The sequence below is a fragment of the Photobacterium sp. 1_MG-2023 genome (assembly GCF_030547945.1).
Lineage (GTDB): Bacteria > Pseudomonadota > Gammaproteobacteria > Enterobacterales > Vibrionaceae > Photobacterium.
In genome coordinates, this window is the sequence record NZ_JAUORR010000017.1 from 1 (window position 1) to 17,287 (window position 17,287).

At 48.9% G+C, this 17,287-nt stretch carries 15 protein-coding genes and 2 tRNA genes; 7 read left to right on the forward strand and 10 right to left on the reverse strand.

The annotated features are described in order from the left end of the window. Both Q4579_RS14795 and Q4579_RS14800 read left to right on the forward strand, forming a co-directional pair. Nucleotides 1-77 (forward strand) — tRNA-Val (locus tag Q4579_RS14795). Nucleotides 78-123: 46 nt separating this feature from the next. Continuing rightward, nucleotides 124-200 (forward strand) — tRNA-Val (locus tag Q4579_RS14800). Nucleotides 201-328: 128 nt separating this feature from the next. On the opposite strand, the gene Q4579_RS14805 is transcribed toward Q4579_RS14800, so the two are convergent. The 5 genes from Q4579_RS14805 to Q4579_RS14825 are packed head-to-tail and all read right to left on the reverse strand — an operon-like array spanning nt 329 to nt 7,372. Beyond that, nucleotides 329-2,122 (reverse strand): M14 family zinc carboxypeptidase, encoded by a 1,794-nt coding sequence (locus Q4579_RS14805; RefSeq protein ID WP_303565297.1) that lies wholly within the window; start codon nt 2,120-2,122, stop codon nt 329-331. Continuing rightward, nucleotides 2,119-2,973: an ABC transporter permease gene (locus Q4579_RS14810; RefSeq protein WP_303565298.1), complete on the reverse strand. Its 855-nt coding sequence runs from the start codon at nt 2,971-2,973 to the stop codon at nt 2,119-2,121. Before Q4579_RS14810 ends, Q4579_RS14805 begins: the two co-directional genes overlap by 4 nt. 5 nt (nt 2,974-2,978) lie before the next feature. Then, nucleotides 2,979-3,902, reverse strand: a complete 924-nt coding sequence (locus Q4579_RS14815; protein ID WP_303565300.1) for an ABC transporter permease — start codon at nt 3,900-3,902, stop codon at nt 2,979-2,981. Between the two features lie 58 nt (nt 3,903-3,960). After that, nucleotides 3,961-5,496: an ABC transporter substrate-binding protein gene (locus tag Q4579_RS14820; protein ID WP_303565302.1), complete on the reverse strand. Its 1,536-nt coding sequence runs from the start codon at nt 5,494-5,496 to the stop codon at nt 3,961-3,963. Then, on the reverse strand, nt 5,465-7,372 hold the full coding sequence (locus Q4579_RS14825; RefSeq protein WP_303565303.1) for an ABC transporter ATP-binding protein: 1,908 nt from the start codon (nt 7,370-7,372) through the stop codon (nt 5,465-5,467). Before Q4579_RS14825 ends, Q4579_RS14820 begins: the two co-directional genes overlap by 32 nt. Nucleotides 7,373-7,559: 187 nt before the next feature. Between Q4579_RS14825 and Q4579_RS14830 the strand changes: the two genes are divergently transcribed. The 4 genes from Q4579_RS14830 (at nt 7,560) to Q4579_RS14845 (ending at nt 11,797) form a co-directional block, all read left to right on the forward strand. Continuing rightward, the gene (locus tag Q4579_RS14830; RefSeq protein WP_303565304.1) at nt 7,560-8,525 is read left to right on the forward strand and encodes a LysR family transcriptional regulator; all 966 of its coding nucleotides are present in this window, start codon (nt 7,560-7,562) and stop codon (nt 8,523-8,525) included. A 159-nt stretch (nt 8,526-8,684) separates the two neighbouring features. Then, complete coding sequence (locus Q4579_RS14835) at nt 8,685-9,362, forward strand: SDR family NAD(P)-dependent oxidoreductase (RefSeq protein ID WP_303565305.1); 678 nt, start codon at nt 8,685-8,687, stop codon at nt 9,360-9,362. A gap of 305 nt (nt 9,363-9,667) precedes the next feature. Next, the gene (locus Q4579_RS14840) at nt 9,668-11,365 is read left to right on the forward strand and encodes a BCCT family transporter (RefSeq protein ID WP_303565306.1); all 1,698 of its coding nucleotides are present in this window, start codon (nt 9,668-9,670) and stop codon (nt 11,363-11,365) included. A 60-nt stretch (nt 11,366-11,425) separates the two neighbouring features. Further along, a complete protein-coding gene (locus tag Q4579_RS14845) occupies nt 11,426-11,797 on the forward strand; it encodes a hypothetical protein (protein WP_303565307.1) in 372 nt (123 codons plus the stop codon). A gap of 374 nt (nt 11,798-12,171) precedes the next feature. On the opposite strand, the gene Q4579_RS14850 is transcribed toward Q4579_RS14845, so the two are convergent. From Q4579_RS14850 to kynA, 4 genes are all read right to left on the reverse strand, one after another. Next, on the reverse strand, nt 12,172-12,786 hold the full coding sequence (locus Q4579_RS14850) for an MliC family protein (protein WP_303565308.1): 615 nt from the start codon (nt 12,784-12,786) through the stop codon (nt 12,172-12,174). 262 nt (nt 12,787-13,048) lie between these two features. Then, the gene (kynU, locus tag Q4579_RS14855) at nt 13,049-14,293 is read right to left on the reverse strand and encodes a kynureninase (RefSeq protein ID WP_303565309.1); all 1,245 of its coding nucleotides are present in this window, start codon (nt 14,291-14,293) and stop codon (nt 13,049-13,051) included. A gap of 16 nt (nt 14,294-14,309) precedes the next feature. Then, entirely contained in the window at nt 14,310-14,939 is a 630-nt protein-coding gene (kynB, locus tag Q4579_RS14860) for an arylformamidase (RefSeq protein ID WP_303565310.1), read from the reverse strand. Further along, a complete protein-coding gene (kynA, locus tag Q4579_RS14865) occupies nt 14,932-15,810 on the reverse strand; it encodes a tryptophan 2,3-dioxygenase (RefSeq protein ID WP_303565311.1) in 879 nt (292 codons plus the stop codon). Before kynA ends, kynB begins: the two co-directional genes overlap by 8 nt. Before the next feature lie 149 nt (nt 15,811-15,959). On the opposite strand from kynA, the gene Q4579_RS14870 reads away from it, so the two are divergent. Beyond that, complete coding sequence (locus Q4579_RS14870) at nt 15,960-16,835, forward strand: LysR family transcriptional regulator (protein WP_303565312.1); 876 nt, start codon at nt 15,960-15,962, stop codon at nt 16,833-16,835. Here Q4579_RS14870 and Q4579_RS14875 read toward each other — a convergent pair. Next, a complete protein-coding gene (locus tag Q4579_RS14875; RefSeq protein ID WP_303565313.1) occupies nt 16,786-17,277 on the reverse strand; it encodes a GNAT family N-acetyltransferase in 492 nt (163 codons plus the stop codon). The two genes, Q4579_RS14870 and Q4579_RS14875, sit on opposite strands and share 50 nt — an antisense overlap. Between the last annotated feature and the right edge of the window lie 10 nt (nt 17,278-17,287).

Consider the following 17,287-nt stretch of genomic DNA (forward strand, 5'->3'; position numbering starts at 1 on the left):
GCGTCTGTAGCTCAGCTGGTTAGAGTATCGCCTTGACATGGCGGGGGTCGGTGGTTCGAGTCCACTCAGACGCACCAAATTTTTTCAATATGCTAAAGCGTGTTGAAGCAAAAACTGAATAAAGCGTCTGTAGCTCAGCTGGTTAGAGTATCGCCTTGACATGGCGGGGGTCGGTGGTTCGAGTCCACTCAGACGCACCATACAGAGAAGCCCGTTCGAAAGAACGGGCTTTTTCTTTGCCTGAAATTCAGGGCGTGAAAGGGAGTCACTTCCTGCTCCACAGAAAACATAACTCACCCTCATTCATAAAATTGAATCATTCCACTTTTTAAGTTATTGAGCGTTGCTCAGCCGCTCCCTCCACCAAACTCAATTGCTTTAAAGACTGAAAAACGTCATACGCAGCGAGCACAGTGGCCATCTGAATATTGTGACCCGCAATAAAATCATGATCAAAGATGCTTTCATCTGGGTACTCTGTGATCAGTTGAAGCGGCACGTCACATTGCTCGACTGCTGAAATAACACATGGGAATTGGTTAATTAATCTGAATCCAGTCTCTCCCGCATGCATTTCATACAAACGAATCTGTTTTTTGTTCATCGTGATCACTTCTGGATAACGATTCAGTTTTTGAGTCAGTGCCTGAATAAACCGCTCAGCAAATTCTGCCCAATCAGATGTATTTTGATACCGTAAAACCAAGAAAAATCCCTTGGGAATGGTCCACATCTCAAAACCTTGGGGCACATAACCTGATAAAGGTCTGGTCCATTCATGTGAAGGATAGCCATGCAGATTAATATGTAATTGTGCACCACTCAGTTGAAACGCTTGTCGGCGTATCTCTTTTTCATACCAGGGTGCTTTAGAGCGAAACTCGAGATCATCGCCCAAAGCAGTATATCTGGAGGCATGGTGCATGTGTTTCGCATTGTCTCTGATCAGTTCATGATGTAATGCATAACCATCTGGATTTTCTAAAGGTGAGATGACAAAGTGAGCCTGTGGACGCGCTGACAAATGCAAAGCAGCTCTTAATGCACCAACCACCCCGGTTGTTTCATTCGCGTGTTGTCCCCCACTGATCATCACTGCACTCTCATTCCCTTGGCGATAAATGGCCCTCACCTTATTTCCAGTCACTGTCTCGGCCTCGATGAGTCTGCCCGGGATTGCATCAAGCGCTATACCGACTTGCCGGTGGGATAAAGGTTGAAACGCTTTATCCAATGGCTGCAACTCACTTTCGGGAGTGAATAACGGGTATGGTTCAATGTCTAAATCATAATCATAACCCTGATGAGAAGAATGGCAGATAAAAGGAATGATTTGCCCAGGCTGAGAATTTCTCTCCGTTTTGCACTTTCCTTCCCGAAATTTAAACCACTCCTGAATTGAGAAGTAGAGATCTTCATGCAGTGCTTCTTTCAAACTCAAGACTTCATGTTCATATCCCACGGGTTCATCCTTTACAGGAATCGCCACTCTGACACACAATCGCTCGAAATAGGGTGGCTTCTCAGGCCATGGATAGGATTGAACCACGTTCATCAACGCCTGAAATACTTTTTCATAATCAGTCGCCAGGCGTTCGTCCCGAAGACATTCACCCTCTGGGTTATAAAGCTTAATCCACCCCGTCGGTGACAGGCTCTCCTCACCCGTGATCGAGGATGATACATGGTTGGGAGCAAAAACAGTCACTGCTTTATTTTCACCTGGTTCATTACAAAAAGTGACTGAATAACAATCTGAGCAGGTTTCATCCGGAAAAAAGCGAATCGGTTTATCTTTAAGCATCGCGCCGAGAGGATAAGCTTCAAGCAGAAAGCGCTTTTGTGATGCATGTGGACTGACCGGATAACCAATTTCAATGGATTGAGATGGGTACTGTTCGAAAGAAAAAGATTCGAGAAAAAAGTGCACTAATGGTTTATAAGCACTGAATATTCTGGCTTCGACCCCCAATTGTCTCAGCTTTTTTTCTGCGGCCAATCGAGTTTGATGGTCCGCGAATACCCAGACTTCAAGCTGAAATCCCTGATAATCTTTTTGCGAGAAGTCATCTATCAGCGCTTCCAACGTTGAGCGGGATGTCCCTGAACTTAAATGGCTCATCTGACTGTCCTCCCCGTTGGATCTAAGGAATCACGCAACCAATCACCAAGCAGATTCAGCCCCAGAACTGTCAGCAAAATTGCAATTCCCGGGAAAAAACTCACCCACCAGGCCGTTTGAATATAAGTTCTGCCATTCGCCAGCATCCCTCCCCAGCTGGGCGTTAACGGATCAACGCCGAGTCCCAAGAAAGTCAGGCTGCTTTCCAGCAATATATTATTTGCCACATTGAGAGTCATCAGCACAATCACAGGACCAATCAAATTTGGAAGCAAATGACTGAACAAAATATGAAAATGGCTTACCCCAATCGCTCTTGCCGATTGTATAAACTCCCGATCACGGAGTGAAAGCACTGAGCCCCTGACCAAACGCGCATATTGAACCCATTGAGAAATGATGAGCAAAATGATCATATTTTTCAGTCCCCCGCCTACAATGGCAATAAAAGTGATGGCTAACAAAATAAAGGGCATCGCCAGCTGGATATCAGCAAAACGCATGACAATCACATCAATAAAGCCACGAAAGTATCCTGCAACCAGTCCCATGAGAACACCAAAAACCACTGCCCCCATCACCGAAATAAACCCAACTTTCAATGATACTGTACCGCCTGAAACAACACGCGCCAGAATATCCCGGCCTAAAGGGTCGGTGCCAAACCAGTGTTCCGCTTGCGTAAAAGGAGCAATAAGCCGGGCAGACAAATTGATTTTGTCTGCCATCCCCTGAAATAAGAGGTCTGAGCACAGAACCAGTAAAATGATGCCGCCCGTCAGGATGAACCCGAATATAAATTCAAATTGTTTGAAATGTCTGAAGCGACATGCCTCTGTTAAAGTTGTCATCAGTATTACTCCGTTCTGATCCGGGGATCAATCAGCCCATATGCAATATCCACAAGCAAGTTCACCCCAACAATCAACATCGATAAAACGGTAATCACGGCTTGTAATACTGGATAATCACGTGCACTCACTGCATCGAACGCTAATGTGCCCAAACCAGGCCAGTTAAATACTTTCTCAATGACGACAATTCCACCCAGTAGCCCCCCAAATTGAAGACCAAAATAAGTCACCAGTGGAATGGCACAATTCCGGAGTGCATGCTTATAAAGTACCTTGTTTTCACTCAGGCCTTTCGCTCGCGCAACCATGACATATTGTGACTGCAACGTTTCCAGCATCGCCGTTCTGACCAAACGAACATTTGTGGCAGTCAGAATAATGGCCATGGTGATTGCAGGCAGAATAAAGCTACTGATGCTATCCTTCCCGCTTGGCGGGAGCCATTGAAGCGTCACGGAAAATACCAGCACCAGCATTAAAGCCAGCCAGAAGTTTGGAAACGACAAGCCAATCAATGAACCAATCCGAATCATTTGATCAACCCACTTTCCTCTCGATACTGCTGCCTGAACGCCTAATGGTACGGACACAAGGATAGAAATCGCCATCACAACGAGTGCCAGAGAAAGCGTTGCAGGCATGGCCAGTCCAATTAATTCAGAGACTGACGTCCCTCCCATAAAACTATTTCCAAAATCGCCGGAAAACAGCCCTTTCACAAACTCGGTGTACTGCACCCAAAATGGCTGGTTCAACCCTAAAGATTCTCGAATCAGAGCCAGATCTGCCTCCGTGACACTCCCCGCCCCCTGAGTAAGCATTAAGGCAGGATCGCCAGTTAAACGAATGGCATACGCAACCACCAAAGTGATGGAAAACAGTACAAAAGTGGCTTGAATCAATCGCTTTATCAGAAAGCTGATCATAAACACGTCCTTATGCTGGTTGCAGCTATACGACTCCTATGCTGCGCAGCGTGGCAATTTACAATGAATCAACAGTGACTTCAGTAAAACGCAAACGGCTGTCAGGCACCGGTTCAAAATGCTTCACACGATCCGACACTCCGAAAATGGCATTCAGACTGTAAAGTGGCATTTCTAAGGCACGCTCAGCGGTATAGCTCGCGACATTTTTTAAAATTGATTCACGTTTTTGCCTGTCAATCATTGAACGCTGTGATTCCAGCAAACGGTCTAACGCTGCATCGCTATCATACGGATTCCACTTTTCGCCCGTGTGATACATGAAGTAAGCCGTATTATCATAATCAAGCGTCCATCCGCCCCAGGACTGCTGGAACAAGGCTCCGGTTTTCCCTGCCGGTATAATGTCGTTTAACAGCACATTCGTTTCATAAGGCTGAATCACTGCATTCAGGCCAATGATCTGTAAGTAACTGGCAACAGCCTGTGCGACTTCATTAAACGTTGCATCGTTACCCCGGATATCAATCTGAATGGATGTCCCCGGTTTTACACCAGCCGCTTTCAATAACTGCATCGCCTTTGCTGGATCATACGGTAAAGGTTTCATCTCCGGATCATGGCCAAACGAAATCTTGCTCTGAAAGCTTGCAATCGGTTCTGCCTGTCCTCCTAATATCGAGTCGATAATTGCCTGTCGATCAACCCCATAGATCATCGCTTTTCTGACCCGCTCATCCTTGGTGATACCACTTTGCGAATTAAAGCGCAGTGCATAAACTGTCGGACTGGGTGTGGTCACCACAGAAAGATGAGGTGCGGATTGAATTGTTGGAATCATCGCAATCGGGATCGTTGGCGGAATGACCAGGTCGACTCGCCCGGCCTGTAATTCCGCAACGGCGGTCGAAGGTTCAGAAATGAAGCGATACTTCACTTCCGAAAGCTTCGGTGCGCCGCCCCAGAACTTTGGATAAGCTTGCAATTCAATCGAAACTTTAGGTTGATAAGCTTTAAACTGAAACGGGCCAGTGCCAACCGGATGCGTATTAAAATACGCCTCACCTTTCTCTTGAATATATTTCGGAGGCACAATCATGGCCCCATAACCGGCAAGTTTAGTCAGCAACACAGGATCCGGCGCTTTCAGGTAGAAATCAACCGTATAATTGTCAACAACCTGAACACGTTCAACCGCAGTGTAATTCGAACGCTGTGGCCCTTTTTTTCCTTCATCCCCGAGCAAACGATCAAACGTAAATTTAACCGACTCTGCATTAAACGCTTCCCCGTTATGAAACGTGACATGCTCGCGGAGGGTGAAACGAATTCTTTTTCCGTCATCGAGTTGCTTCCAAGAGGTTGCTAAACCCGGCTGCAATTTCAGATCGGGGCCCCGATATGTTAAGCCGTCAAAAATATTCGTCGCAACCGATGCCCAATTCACTAAAAAGGTATCAATTGGATCCCAACTCCCCGGATCCTGTGGCGATGAAACTGTCAGAGTTCCTGCAGCCAGACTCAGTGCAGAATACGTGAGACCTGCTGTCAGAGTGACTGCTTTAAACCAGTGTTTCTGAATGGGTGTTTTCATCAATACGTTCTCCATCAAAGCATGATTGTTGTGCCCCATTTCCCAGGGTTTGGGCAACATAATGTCCTGGTGCTAATTCGTTATAAATCAATGGCGCCGGCTCATGACCCACGAGCCGGACAGGACTGGGAATATCTCCTGTCATCGGGATATTGACCCGCTGATGATTGGGATCGGCAACAGGGACAGCACTGAGCAGCCGTTTTGTATAGGGATGGCAGGGTGATTCAAGAACCTGAGATCGTGGACCGATTTCAACAATTTGTCCTAAATAGAGCACAGCAATTCGATGACTGACCTTTTCGACGACAGCCATATCATGACTGATGAACAAATAGGCAATGCCAAACTCCTCCTGCAGCGCCATAAATAAGTTCAGTATCTGCGCTTGTATTGAGACATCCAGCGCTGAAAGTGCTTCGTCTGCAATAATTAATTTGGGCTTGGATGCGAGCGCTCTGGCAATACAAATGCGTTGCCGTTGCCCACCGGAAAATTCATGAGGAAATCGATTCGCATGCGCTGCATTCAATCCCACCCGTTCCAACAACTCACCAACCCGCTGCTGAATCTGGGCTTCATCGGTCAATAAGCGATGTGTCCGAATAGGCTCCGCGACCGAAAAACCAACTGTTTTTCTGGGATCAAGGGAAGCAAATGGATCCTGGAAAATATACTGAATTTCTTGCTTAAGCCGATGCCGCTCACGCTTCGATAACGCGCTCATGGGTTGGCCTTCGTAATAAATGTCACCACTGGTGGCTTCCTGTAACTGCTGAATTGTCCGCCCGATGGTTGACTTACCTGAGCCAGATTCACCCACCAATGCCAAAGTCTCACCCGGATAAATTTCAAAACTCACATCTTCAACAGCATGAACCCTGTGTGTGTCCTTTCCCCAGAAGTTCTTTTTCACAGAAAACCGCGTCACCAGGTGCAGCACTCGCAATAAAGGATCGACCTGATAGTTGGCAGTATCCTGCTCTTTTTCCTGACCGACGATTTTCAACTGATCGTTTTCCAGGACTGTGACAGGAAAACGACACGGATGCTGTCGTCCTTTCATACTCCCCAAACGAGGAACCGCTGATAATAAAGCCTGTGTATACGGATGCTGAGGCGCATGAAATATCTGCTGGACCGTGCCTTGCTCAACCTTTTTCCCTTGCCACATCACAACGACGTCATCCGCGATTTCGGCAACGACGCCCATATCATGGGTAATAAAAATGACAGCCATATCCAGCTCTTTTTGCAACTCGGCCATGATTGCGAGAATTTGCGCCTGAATCGTGACATCCAATGCTGTTGTCGGTTCATCTGCAATTAAAATTTTTGGCCTGCATGCCAGCGCCATGGCAATCATGACCCGCTGCCTCATTCCGCCTGAAAGCTGATGAGGATACCGCTTGATCATCTCTGCAGCGTCGGGCAATCGAACCAAATGAAGCAATCGTTTTGCTTCTTCGAATGCCTCAGCTTTCGACATGCGCTCATGCAGCAGTAACGCTTCACACAATTGTTCTCCAAGGGTAAAAACCGGATTCAGCGACATCATGGGTTCTTGGAAAATCATTGCAATTTCTTTCCCGCGAATACGGCGCATTTGTGGCTGTGTTAATGTCAGCAAATCAATTGAAGTCGATGGAGAAGCCTGATACTGAATTCTGCCGGACGGGTAACTTGCGCCGCCGATATCCGCCAATCGCATGATTGACTGGGATGTCACCGATTTCCCTGACCCGGATTCACCAACAATTGCTAGCGTCCTGCCTGGCACAACATCAAAACTCAAATCATCAATCACCCGCGTATTCCCAAATTGAACGGAAAGGTTGCATACGGAGAGAATTGGAGTTTCCGAAAATTCGGTCATTTGCACATCCTTGTTCTGAACAATTGACTGTGTTCAGGGCTTGATTGGTTGTCATGACTCGGTAAACCAAGCCGGCACGCCTGCCAGACAAATCAATGTTGTTGACTTGTAACCATCTTGTAAATTAAATTCGATACCAACAACTTATATTCATGCATATTCAATGTGTAAATGTTATGGGTCTTGAATGAAATTTCGACAGCTTGAAGCATTCCGAAACATCATGTTACGTGGTACAACAGCCGCAGCAGCAGTAGAAATGCATGTCACTCAACCTGCAGTCAGCAGGCTGATCAGTGATTTAGAAGACTCGCTGGGATTTCGCTTATTTGATCGAAAAAAAGGACGTTTGCACCCAACACACGAAGCCGGTGAATTTTTCCGTTCTGTCGAAGAAAGCTTTCTGGGGTTGGAAAAATTGACATCCGTTGCTGAAGCAATCCGTAGCCGTGCACCCAGAGAGCTTAAAATCGCCAGTACTTCAGCCATTGCCAGCACACTTCTACCACTTGCCCTGAAAGAGCACAGAAAATACTACCCGGATGAAAAATTCATCATCCATACCGACGGCATGGCTGAAATCATCATGAAGTTACAGTCGAATGCGGTTGATCTTGCTGTGGGCCTTCAACTCTCTCAGTTGAATGGTATCGAGCAAGAGTTTATCGGGAATGCACGTTATGTCTTTGCAGCCAAGAAAGGTCACCCGTTACTCAATAAAAGCGTTGTGACGGCCAACGATCTCGCTGGCGAATCAGTGCTGACAGTTTTAGATACCAATCCGAATTATTGGAATCAACTGACATGTGCCGTGAATGATGTCTCATCAGAACTCACCCGGCATTTATTTATTGATACCTCCCACACTGGCTACTCTATGGTGGCAGCGGGTTTAGCTGTTGGGATCATTGAACCCTTTGCCGCCAGAGTCTGGGCGAATCATGAAGTCATCACTCGCCGCTTTGAACCGGCCATTTATTACCCTTATGGATTTTCTTATCCAACCAACACACGGCACCATCCCTCTTTATATCGACTCACTGAGTCGATTAAACGCTGCGCCAAATCAATGCCGGAGTTTATCAATCCTGATGATCAAATTGAGTCGAAGTCATGCGCATCCATTTCATCCTCACCAAGTGCTGAGCTCTGAAAGCCGCACATTCATATCGCTGAAAATTCACCCTTCTGGCGATAAATAGGCCATATCACTTGAGTGTCAGGGGAAACCTAATCTGACTCACACAACAACCACACAGAGGGAATCTCGCTATACTTGCCTGTAAACACAGAAGAAACAAAAAGGTAAGCTATGATTCTCATCACCGGAGCCAGCAGTGGTTTGGGCGCTGCACTGGCAAAACAATATGCCCGCGATAAGATTGCGCTGACCCTGACCGGACGTCACGAAGAACGGCTTCATGCGGTCGCACAGCAATGTCAGCCAGCTAACATCTGCACCCTGGCCGCAGATCTGGCCGATCCCCAAGCGGTCACTCAGCTGTTTGACCATCTGCCCCACGCGCCAAAATCCATTATTTTCTGCACGGGCAGTGGTTATTTTGGCCCAATAGAAAAACAGGAACCGGATGCCATCGCGCAATTGGTTCAGAACAATCTGCTGTCAGCCAGTTATTTTCTGCATGAAGTCGTGAAGCGTTACCGGAATACACCGCTGACCTGTGCTGTGGTGATGTCGACAGCCGCGCAGTCGGCCAAAGCGGGTGAGTCGACCTATTGTGCAGTGAAATGGGGCGTCAGAGGTTTAGTTGAATCGGTTCGTCTTGAACTTAAAGGCAAACCCATGAAACTCGTTGGCGTCTATCCGGGCGGGATGGCGACAGAATTCTGGGCCACCAGCGGTGAAACCATGGATACCCGGGAGTGGATGACCCCGGACGAAACCGCGACCATGCTCAGAAATGCCCTGCAACAAGCCCAGCATGGCTATATCTCTGAGATCACAATCAGCCGCAATGAACTGTTTTGAATCAAGATGGGCCCGATGCGGTGGCTGCAGCCTGAAGCTGTTCGCACGCCTCATCCTCCTTCGCATTTCCAGTTGGAACGCGCGAAAAGCGATCATCCAACAATAACCCTCCCCTGCCAGCGAGGGTCAAACTCTGGCAGGATTTCACCGCTTTCCTCGCCTTTGAAGCATCTGCGTTTGAAAGCTCAACTATAATCAGCACTGAGCTGATTCCGTCCGCCCGATGGCTCCTCGTTTGTCAGAAGTCTGGCTGTGACAATGAAATCATTCTGCATCATACGAATCCAAAACTTCCGGAGGTTGAGATGTCGTCTACGAAGTTCAATGACATCATTGATAAACCCACTTTTTTTGGTTCTCTCTTTCTTTTACTGGCAGTCACTCTCCCTCTGATCTTTTTCCCGGAAGCCGGTGCTGCCTGGGTCAAATCCGCCAAAGATTTTGTCACCGATCAATTGGGTGTCCTTTATCTGATCCTCGGTCTCGGGGCATTTATTTTCATGGTCTATGTGACTTTCAGTGATATCGGTCAGATCAAGCTGGGAACACCGGAAGAAAACCCGGAATTCTCAACATTCTCCTGGGCTGCCATGCTGTTTTGCTCTGGGATTGGGGCATCGATTCTGTACTGGTCGATGATCGAATGGGCTTACTATTTCCAGACGCCGCCTTTTGACATCCCCGGTGGCACCCATGAAGCCGCAAAATGGGCCGTCACTTACGGCATATTTCACTGGGGCCCGCTGGCCTGGTCGATTTACCTGATCCCGGCGATTCCGATTGCTTATTTCTACTATGTCCGTAATCACAGTGTTCTGAAAATCAGTGAAGCACTGATGCCGGTTCTGGGGGATGAACGCGCTCGAGGCTGGCTCGGTAAAGTCGTGGATGTCTTCTTTATTTTCGGGATGCTGGGCGGCGGCGCCACTACGCTGGGCCTTGCAGCTCCATTAATCAATCAGGGCGTGCATGAGCTCTTTGGTGTCCCGAATAATCTGTATACCCGCATCGTGGTGCTGATCGTCTGTACCGCCATCTTTGGCTACAGTGCTTATGCTGGGCTGAAAAAAGGGATCCAATTACTCTCGAATATCAACATGTGGCTCGCCGTCGGAATTCTAGTCTTCATTTTTGTCACGGGCCCGACACTTTTCATGCTCAACACCGGGTTAGATTCACTGGGCCGGATGATTAATAACCTGTTTGAAATGGCAACCTGGACCGAGCCATTTGCTCAGTTCCGGCAATTCCCGGATACCCACTTCCCGCAAGACTGGACCATTTTTTACTGGGCCTGGTGGCTGGTGTTTGCACCCAGCGTGGGCCTGTTTATTGCCCGGATTTCCCGAGGCCGTACCATCAAAGCCATGGTTGTGGGTTCCATTTTCTTCGGTACTCTGGGGTGTTTCCTGTTTTTCATGATTATGGGTAACTACGGAATTTACCTGCAGCTTTCCGAACAATTAGATGTCATTTCCATCCTGAATAATGATGGGGCAACTGCGGCCATCTTTGCCATGCTCAACACGTTAGCGCTGAGTAAGCTGGTGATTCTGGCCTTCACCATCCTCGCGGTGATTTTCACCGCCACCACCTTCGACTCAATTTCCTACATTCTTGCTGCCGTTGTTCAGAAGGAAATCGACGAAGAACCTGCGCGCTGGAACCGGTTGTTCTGGGCATTCGCTCTGTCCTTCATGCCAATCACCCTGATGTTTCTGGGTGGGCTGGATACCTTGCAGACCGCCAGTGTGATCGGCGGTGTACCACTGCTAATCGTGGCGGTGCTGCTGTGTGTTTCGATTATCCGAGCGGCGCATTTCGATCTCAGATACCAGCCGGACTTCGAAGATAAAGAAATCTACATTGAAGAATTGCCCGATGATGACCCCTGGACAGAAGAGGGTTCCTGGGATCTGGAACCACCGGAGGAGCACGGTGTCTCCCATGATGACAAGCCCCATGAAGAAGGGGATCCCGACAGCCATCCTTCAAGGCTGTAAAGACATGCGACTGCAAAATCAGCAACAGGCGCCTGACACACCCTGCATCCGGGGGGTATTATGCGCCTGATGATCGGATTACTGGGTGTGTTGATTGCCTTTGTGGGCCTGATCATCGCAGCAGAACCGAGATTGATTCTGGACTTTCTGTCCCGACACAAAAAAAAGCTCTGGCTTCATGGTGTTGCAGTGGTATTCCGTTTACTTGTGGGCTATCTGTTGATTGAGTTTGCCGATTCTACGGCCATTCCGCTGGTTGTGGCTGCCGTGGGCTGGTTTGCCATCATCGCCGCGATATTTCTGCTCATTCTGGGCAGAGCGAATTTTAAAAAGCTCATCAGTTGGGCCGTTGAACTGAACGATGCACAAGGACGCGCCGCTGGGATCATTGCGACGCTGTTTGGCGCTTTTATGGTGTATATCGCGTTATAAAAGGATATTTATGTCGCAACGAGTCATTAAAATCATCCTGCCACTAATACCAATCGCAGTAAATAACTGGTCATCCTAGCTTGCTAAAATATTCGATAACTTCGTTAGATTTTTTGATTGTAGAATCAGGACTTATCTAAAAAATCCGCCTTGTTCTCAAACATTTTTCCGGCGCTATTTCTGATCATTGACTTACTTTGATTGGTATAAGCTGGCTGGACAAAGCGAAAGAATTGCTGGAAGAAGATTCAAACACCCTGTACTGGCAGGCCGATCAAGCGAAAAAAGCCAGCCGCAAAGCACTGATACTGTGGTCTTCCACTTTGCTGTTACTGGCGATTGTGATTCTGTTCTGGTCACTGTTTAGCAACGTCTCAGAGGGTGCGGCGGCATTTCAGTTCGGGAGCGCCATAGCCCCAGCGGATTGTCGCCTCCCCCTGATGTTCCCACAGGCTTTCATTCCGACCGGCATACCGGGCGCCACTGCCACTTTCCTGCTGGTACATCAGCGCCACACTGTCGCCCCGTTCCGCGATTAAAGTAGGCGGATTCGTTGGGAAAAAGGTTGCGATGACTTCACTGCCCGGCTGATCATCGCAAAGATAAGTCACCGTTGCAGTGAGGGGGATTAACCGATATGTCGCTTGCAGTGCTGCAATACGCAGCTGATATTCTGAGGTGACACACGCTTGAGGCTCAGCCGCTTTCCAGCATTCATTGCGGCCTTTGATCCACCCGCGTTGCTCTGCTTTCAGGACTGGCGGATGTTCATTTGTTGCTTTTAAAGCGGCCTGCCTGTAAACCTCAGCCAGTTGATTGTCTAAAACAGCCAGAGCGGGATCCTGACAAATCATGGCTTCAATACTCCCGGCATCAATGTCATGACAGTCGAACGATGGCTGTTGTGCTTTCACTTGTGTATAGAGCAACACACCTGCTGCAGCAATACTGAAAACCAGCCAGCCGAATCTCATTTTGCCCAATTTCATCCGGCCTCCGAGAGAAAACCTTCGTCATCTAATCAACTATAGGCAATAGAACTTCGCGTGCCAGAAGAATCAACTCAAAGTACATTTTGCTAAGCGGATGATTATTTCAGTTTACCGATCAGACCAATCAACTAATTCACCTGAATCTGGCATCCCGGCTGTTCTTCTCTTTTTCAACCCAATGGTTTTGCTCCATCGGATTCAGCAACCGGGTGATGCCGGAGGCCGTTAACCCGATCGCTTCAGGCAACCATGAAACGGTTCAGGTCACTGCCGTCAATTGATGATAAGCAGGCTGATCCCAGAGATTATTTTCCATGATATCGGCCAGTGCATCGACGCAATCCCACAAATCAACATAGCGAAGATAAAGCGGGGTAAACCCGAACCGCAAAATTTCGGGAGCCCGGAAATCACCGATGATATTTCTGGCAATCAATGCCTGCATGATGGCAAACCCCTGCGGATGGGTCAGGGAAACCTGGCTGCCGCGGACTTCGGGATCCTTTGAAGAAGCGAGGCCAAACCCGAATTTGCTGCAACGCTCTTCCACCAGCGTAATAAACAGCTGCCCCATTCGCATCGATTTCTCACGAATCAGCTCCATACTGGCAGAGGCCATCAAATCCACCCCGACCTCCAGCAAACTCGCGCCCACGACAGACGTTGTGCCACACAAGGTGCGTTCAATCCCGGCTGCCGGTTCATAATCGTCCCGCATCGCAAACGGACGTGCATGGCCAAACCAGCCACTCAGTGGATGCTGCAATGTGGCCTGATGCCGTTTGGCCACATACAGGAATCCGGGAGCTCCGGGCCCACCATTGAGATATTTGTAACCACAACCCACAGCAAAGTCGGCCTGAACCTGATTCAGATGAAGCGGCACAGCACCTGTGCTGTGGCTCAGATCCCAGATCACCAAAGCACCTTTTGCATGGGCTTTCGCGGTCAATTCGGCCATATCGAACATCGCACCGGTTTTGTAGTGAATATGGGTCAGCACCACAACAGCGGTGTCCTCATCAATAGCGTCCAGCAACCGCTCTCTGGGTGCTGTCACCAGCCGGACCTGACCGTCCAGAAAGTGTTCCAGGCCTTGCAGGATGTATAAATCGGTTGGAAAATTCCCCGGTTCAGACAGAATTTTACTGCGCCCCGGATTTTGTTTGACTGCGGCGGCAGCCAGCTTGAACAAATTCACCGATGTCGAATCCGCCACAATAACTTCGCCGGGATCGGCACCAATCAAACCGGCAATTTTATCGCCAATCCGGCGCGGAAGATGAATCCAGTCATGGGTATTCCAGCTTCGGATCAAGCCATTGCCCCATTGCCCTTCAACAACATCTCTTGCTTTTTGTCTGGCTGCCTTGGGTAACGCACCCAGAGAATTACCGTTCAGATAGATGTGTGCCGGAGGCAGTTCAAAAGATTCACGAAAATGTGCCAGCGGATCCGTGCGATCCAGGGATTCAAAATAAGCCCTGTCCAGTGTTTGCATCATCATATACTCCTGCAACTTATGTGACACTGCGCAGCAATGCCCGAACGGGGGATGCATCCAGTGCATCCAGTTTGAGTGGGGGGGCAATCAGTTCATAACGGCCAACCGGTACATCATCCAGAACCAGCCCTTCCAGAATCGCCATCCCATGACGTTTGATGGCCTGATGGGCCTGCATGGTTTTTGAGGTTTGCGGATCCAGTGAAGGACTGTCGATCCCAATCAGGCAAACCCCGCGTTCCGCCAGCAAATCGATCGTTTCCGCTGCAACTGCCGTGAAGTCTGACACCCACTGATCATGCGGAAATCGTTGATAGGTCCTGAAAATGACGCGCTCAGCCTGATCCGGCAACTGATCAATAATGTCCTGCGGTTTCACCCAGCCAATCGCATGTGTCGCGTCAATCAGGACACAAGGCCCGATGTAATAAGACAAACTGACCGCCGCCATGGCTTTACCCTGCGCATCATAATGAACCGGTGCATCCGCATGGGTGCCGGAATGACAGGACAGCGTAAACTGCCCGACGTTCACCGGACAGGCATCACTCATTTCCCAGTGAAAATGAGACTGGAAAGCTGTATCCCCTGGCCAGACGGGTAAACCCTGACGCAAGGTTTGTGAAATATCCCAAATCTTAGTCATGCTTTACCCCCTCAATGGAGGTTCGCACCGACCAGAGTTCGGGGAAAAATTGTAGATCCAGCGCTTTGGTCAGATACTTCACACCCGATGTTCCCCCCGTGCCCCGGCGGTATCCGATGATCCGCTCCACAGTTTTCATGTGGCTGAAGCGCCATTTCTGGAAGTTGAACTCCAGATCCACCAGCTTTTCTGCCAGTTCGTATAAATCCCAGTATTCATGACTGTGTTGATAGATCTTTGCCCAGATGGCTTCAACCGCTTCGCAAGGCTGATACGGCAGTGAAAAATCGCGGTTGAGCTGCGACTCAGGCACGTCAAACCCGCGTGATTTCAACAGCGACAACGTCACATCATAAATACTTGGTGCATGGAGCACCCGCTTGAGATGATCGTAATATTTCGGATGCGCCCGGTGGGCCTGAATCATGGCTTCATTTTTATTGCCCAGTAAAAATTCCAGCTCCCGGTACTGATAAGACTGGAATCCGGAACTCTGACCAAGCTCATCGCGGAAGCTGGCATAATCTGCTGGCGTCATCGTCGCCAGCACTTCCCAGGCGTTGAGCATTTGCGATTGAATTCTCGCCATGCGGCTCATCATCTTAAATGCGGGTCTCAGCTTGTCCTGACGAATATTTTCAACGGCCCCGTAGGCCTCGTGTAAGCACAGTTTCATCCACAATTCAGAAACCTGATGAATGACGACAAACAACATTTCATCATGCTGCTCTGTCACCGGGTGCTGGCAGGATAACAGCGGGCCCAGGGCAAGATACTGGCCGTAACTCATGTCCTGATCCCAATGAACGGATTCCTGGGCCAGATCCACTTTGAGTGTTGGCTCTGCCTGTTCCTTATCCACATGGCGCATAGCGTATGTCCTTATTCCTTCAGAGTAATTAACCTTTCAGAATTCAGTTTACGAGACGTTTTTTTGCCTGTACATTTCATAAAATATTCAATTTTCATTAACTTTTTTCATACATCATGGCCACCAAAATCAGCACTAGACACTTGCAAATGGTGTTAGCGATCGCTAAAGCAGGCAGTGTCTCTGAAGCCGCCAGTCAAATTGGTCTGACACAATCTGCGGTCAGTCACCGGATTCGTGAAGCAGAGCGGCTACTCAATACTGAACTGTTTTACCGGCAGCATAAAAAGCTGATCCCAACCAGTGCCGGGAAGCGATTATTGCTGTCTGCATCCGTGGTACTGAGTGAGCTGGAACGCGCCGAGAATGATATTGATAAGTTATCCGTTGGCATTGAGCATGTGATCCGAATTGGCAACGAAGCCTTTGGGGGCTACCACTGGATGCCGCCATTTATCCGGCAGTTCAATCAACAATATCCGCGCTATTCTGTGGAAATAATCCCGGATGTCTCGCTCGATCCTTTCAATGCCCTGCGCAATGGCACCATTGATGTGTCGATTGTCTCGGGCACAATCACACAGACAGGGTTTCGCTCATTAAAGCTGTTCCGGGATGAAATGGTCGCTGTGATGCACAAGGCGCATGTGAATGCCGGGAAGGAATGGCTGACCGCAGAAGAAATTGCTGCAAATACCTATATTACTTATCACACCACGCCCGCGCCCGGCCGGGAGTATGAGCAACTGTTCAGCCCGAACCATCTGCTGCCGCCGAAAGTCATTCGTGCGGGGGTGACGGAGGCCGTAGTTGCTTTTGTTGAGGCCGGTATGGGCATTACCATCATGCCAAGCTGGGTGATCAAACCCTATCTGAAGAATCCCGATCTGGTCACGGCAAGAGTGACTGAACAAGGGCTCTATATCGACTGGCGCGTCCTGTTCAGAAAAGATGAACGATCAGACTCGCCCACCGTTACTTTTGCCAAAGCGTTGAAGCAGGCTGATCTGCAGGCATTGTCGTGACAGACAAATGACAGACTAAAGGCTGATAGCGCAGCCCGGCCAGTTCAGCCGGGCTGCCACTTTTTTCAAAGCCAATGGCTTCATAAAAGGACACCGCATTCAGAGAAGCCCGCACCGAGAGCTGCGACTGCCGGCAATGCGGCCGCAAAGCATTCAACAGGCGCTTTGCAATCCCTCTTCCCTGACATTCAGGCAGAACAAACAACATGGCGAGATGCGCGCCCTGCTTCAGCTCTGCCATGCCAAGAATCTGCCCGGCTTCTTCATGTACCAGAATCAGATGATCCTCCTGCAAACGCAGCAACAAGGCTGCTTGAGAAGCAATTCTGAAAAAGGTTTGCACCCCGGCCTGAGACAAACCCGGTGCGATACCAGTCATAAACGCCGTTTTCACTAACGCCTCAACCTGCCCGGCATCTTCAGGCATCATTCGTCTGATCACGATGCGCTTC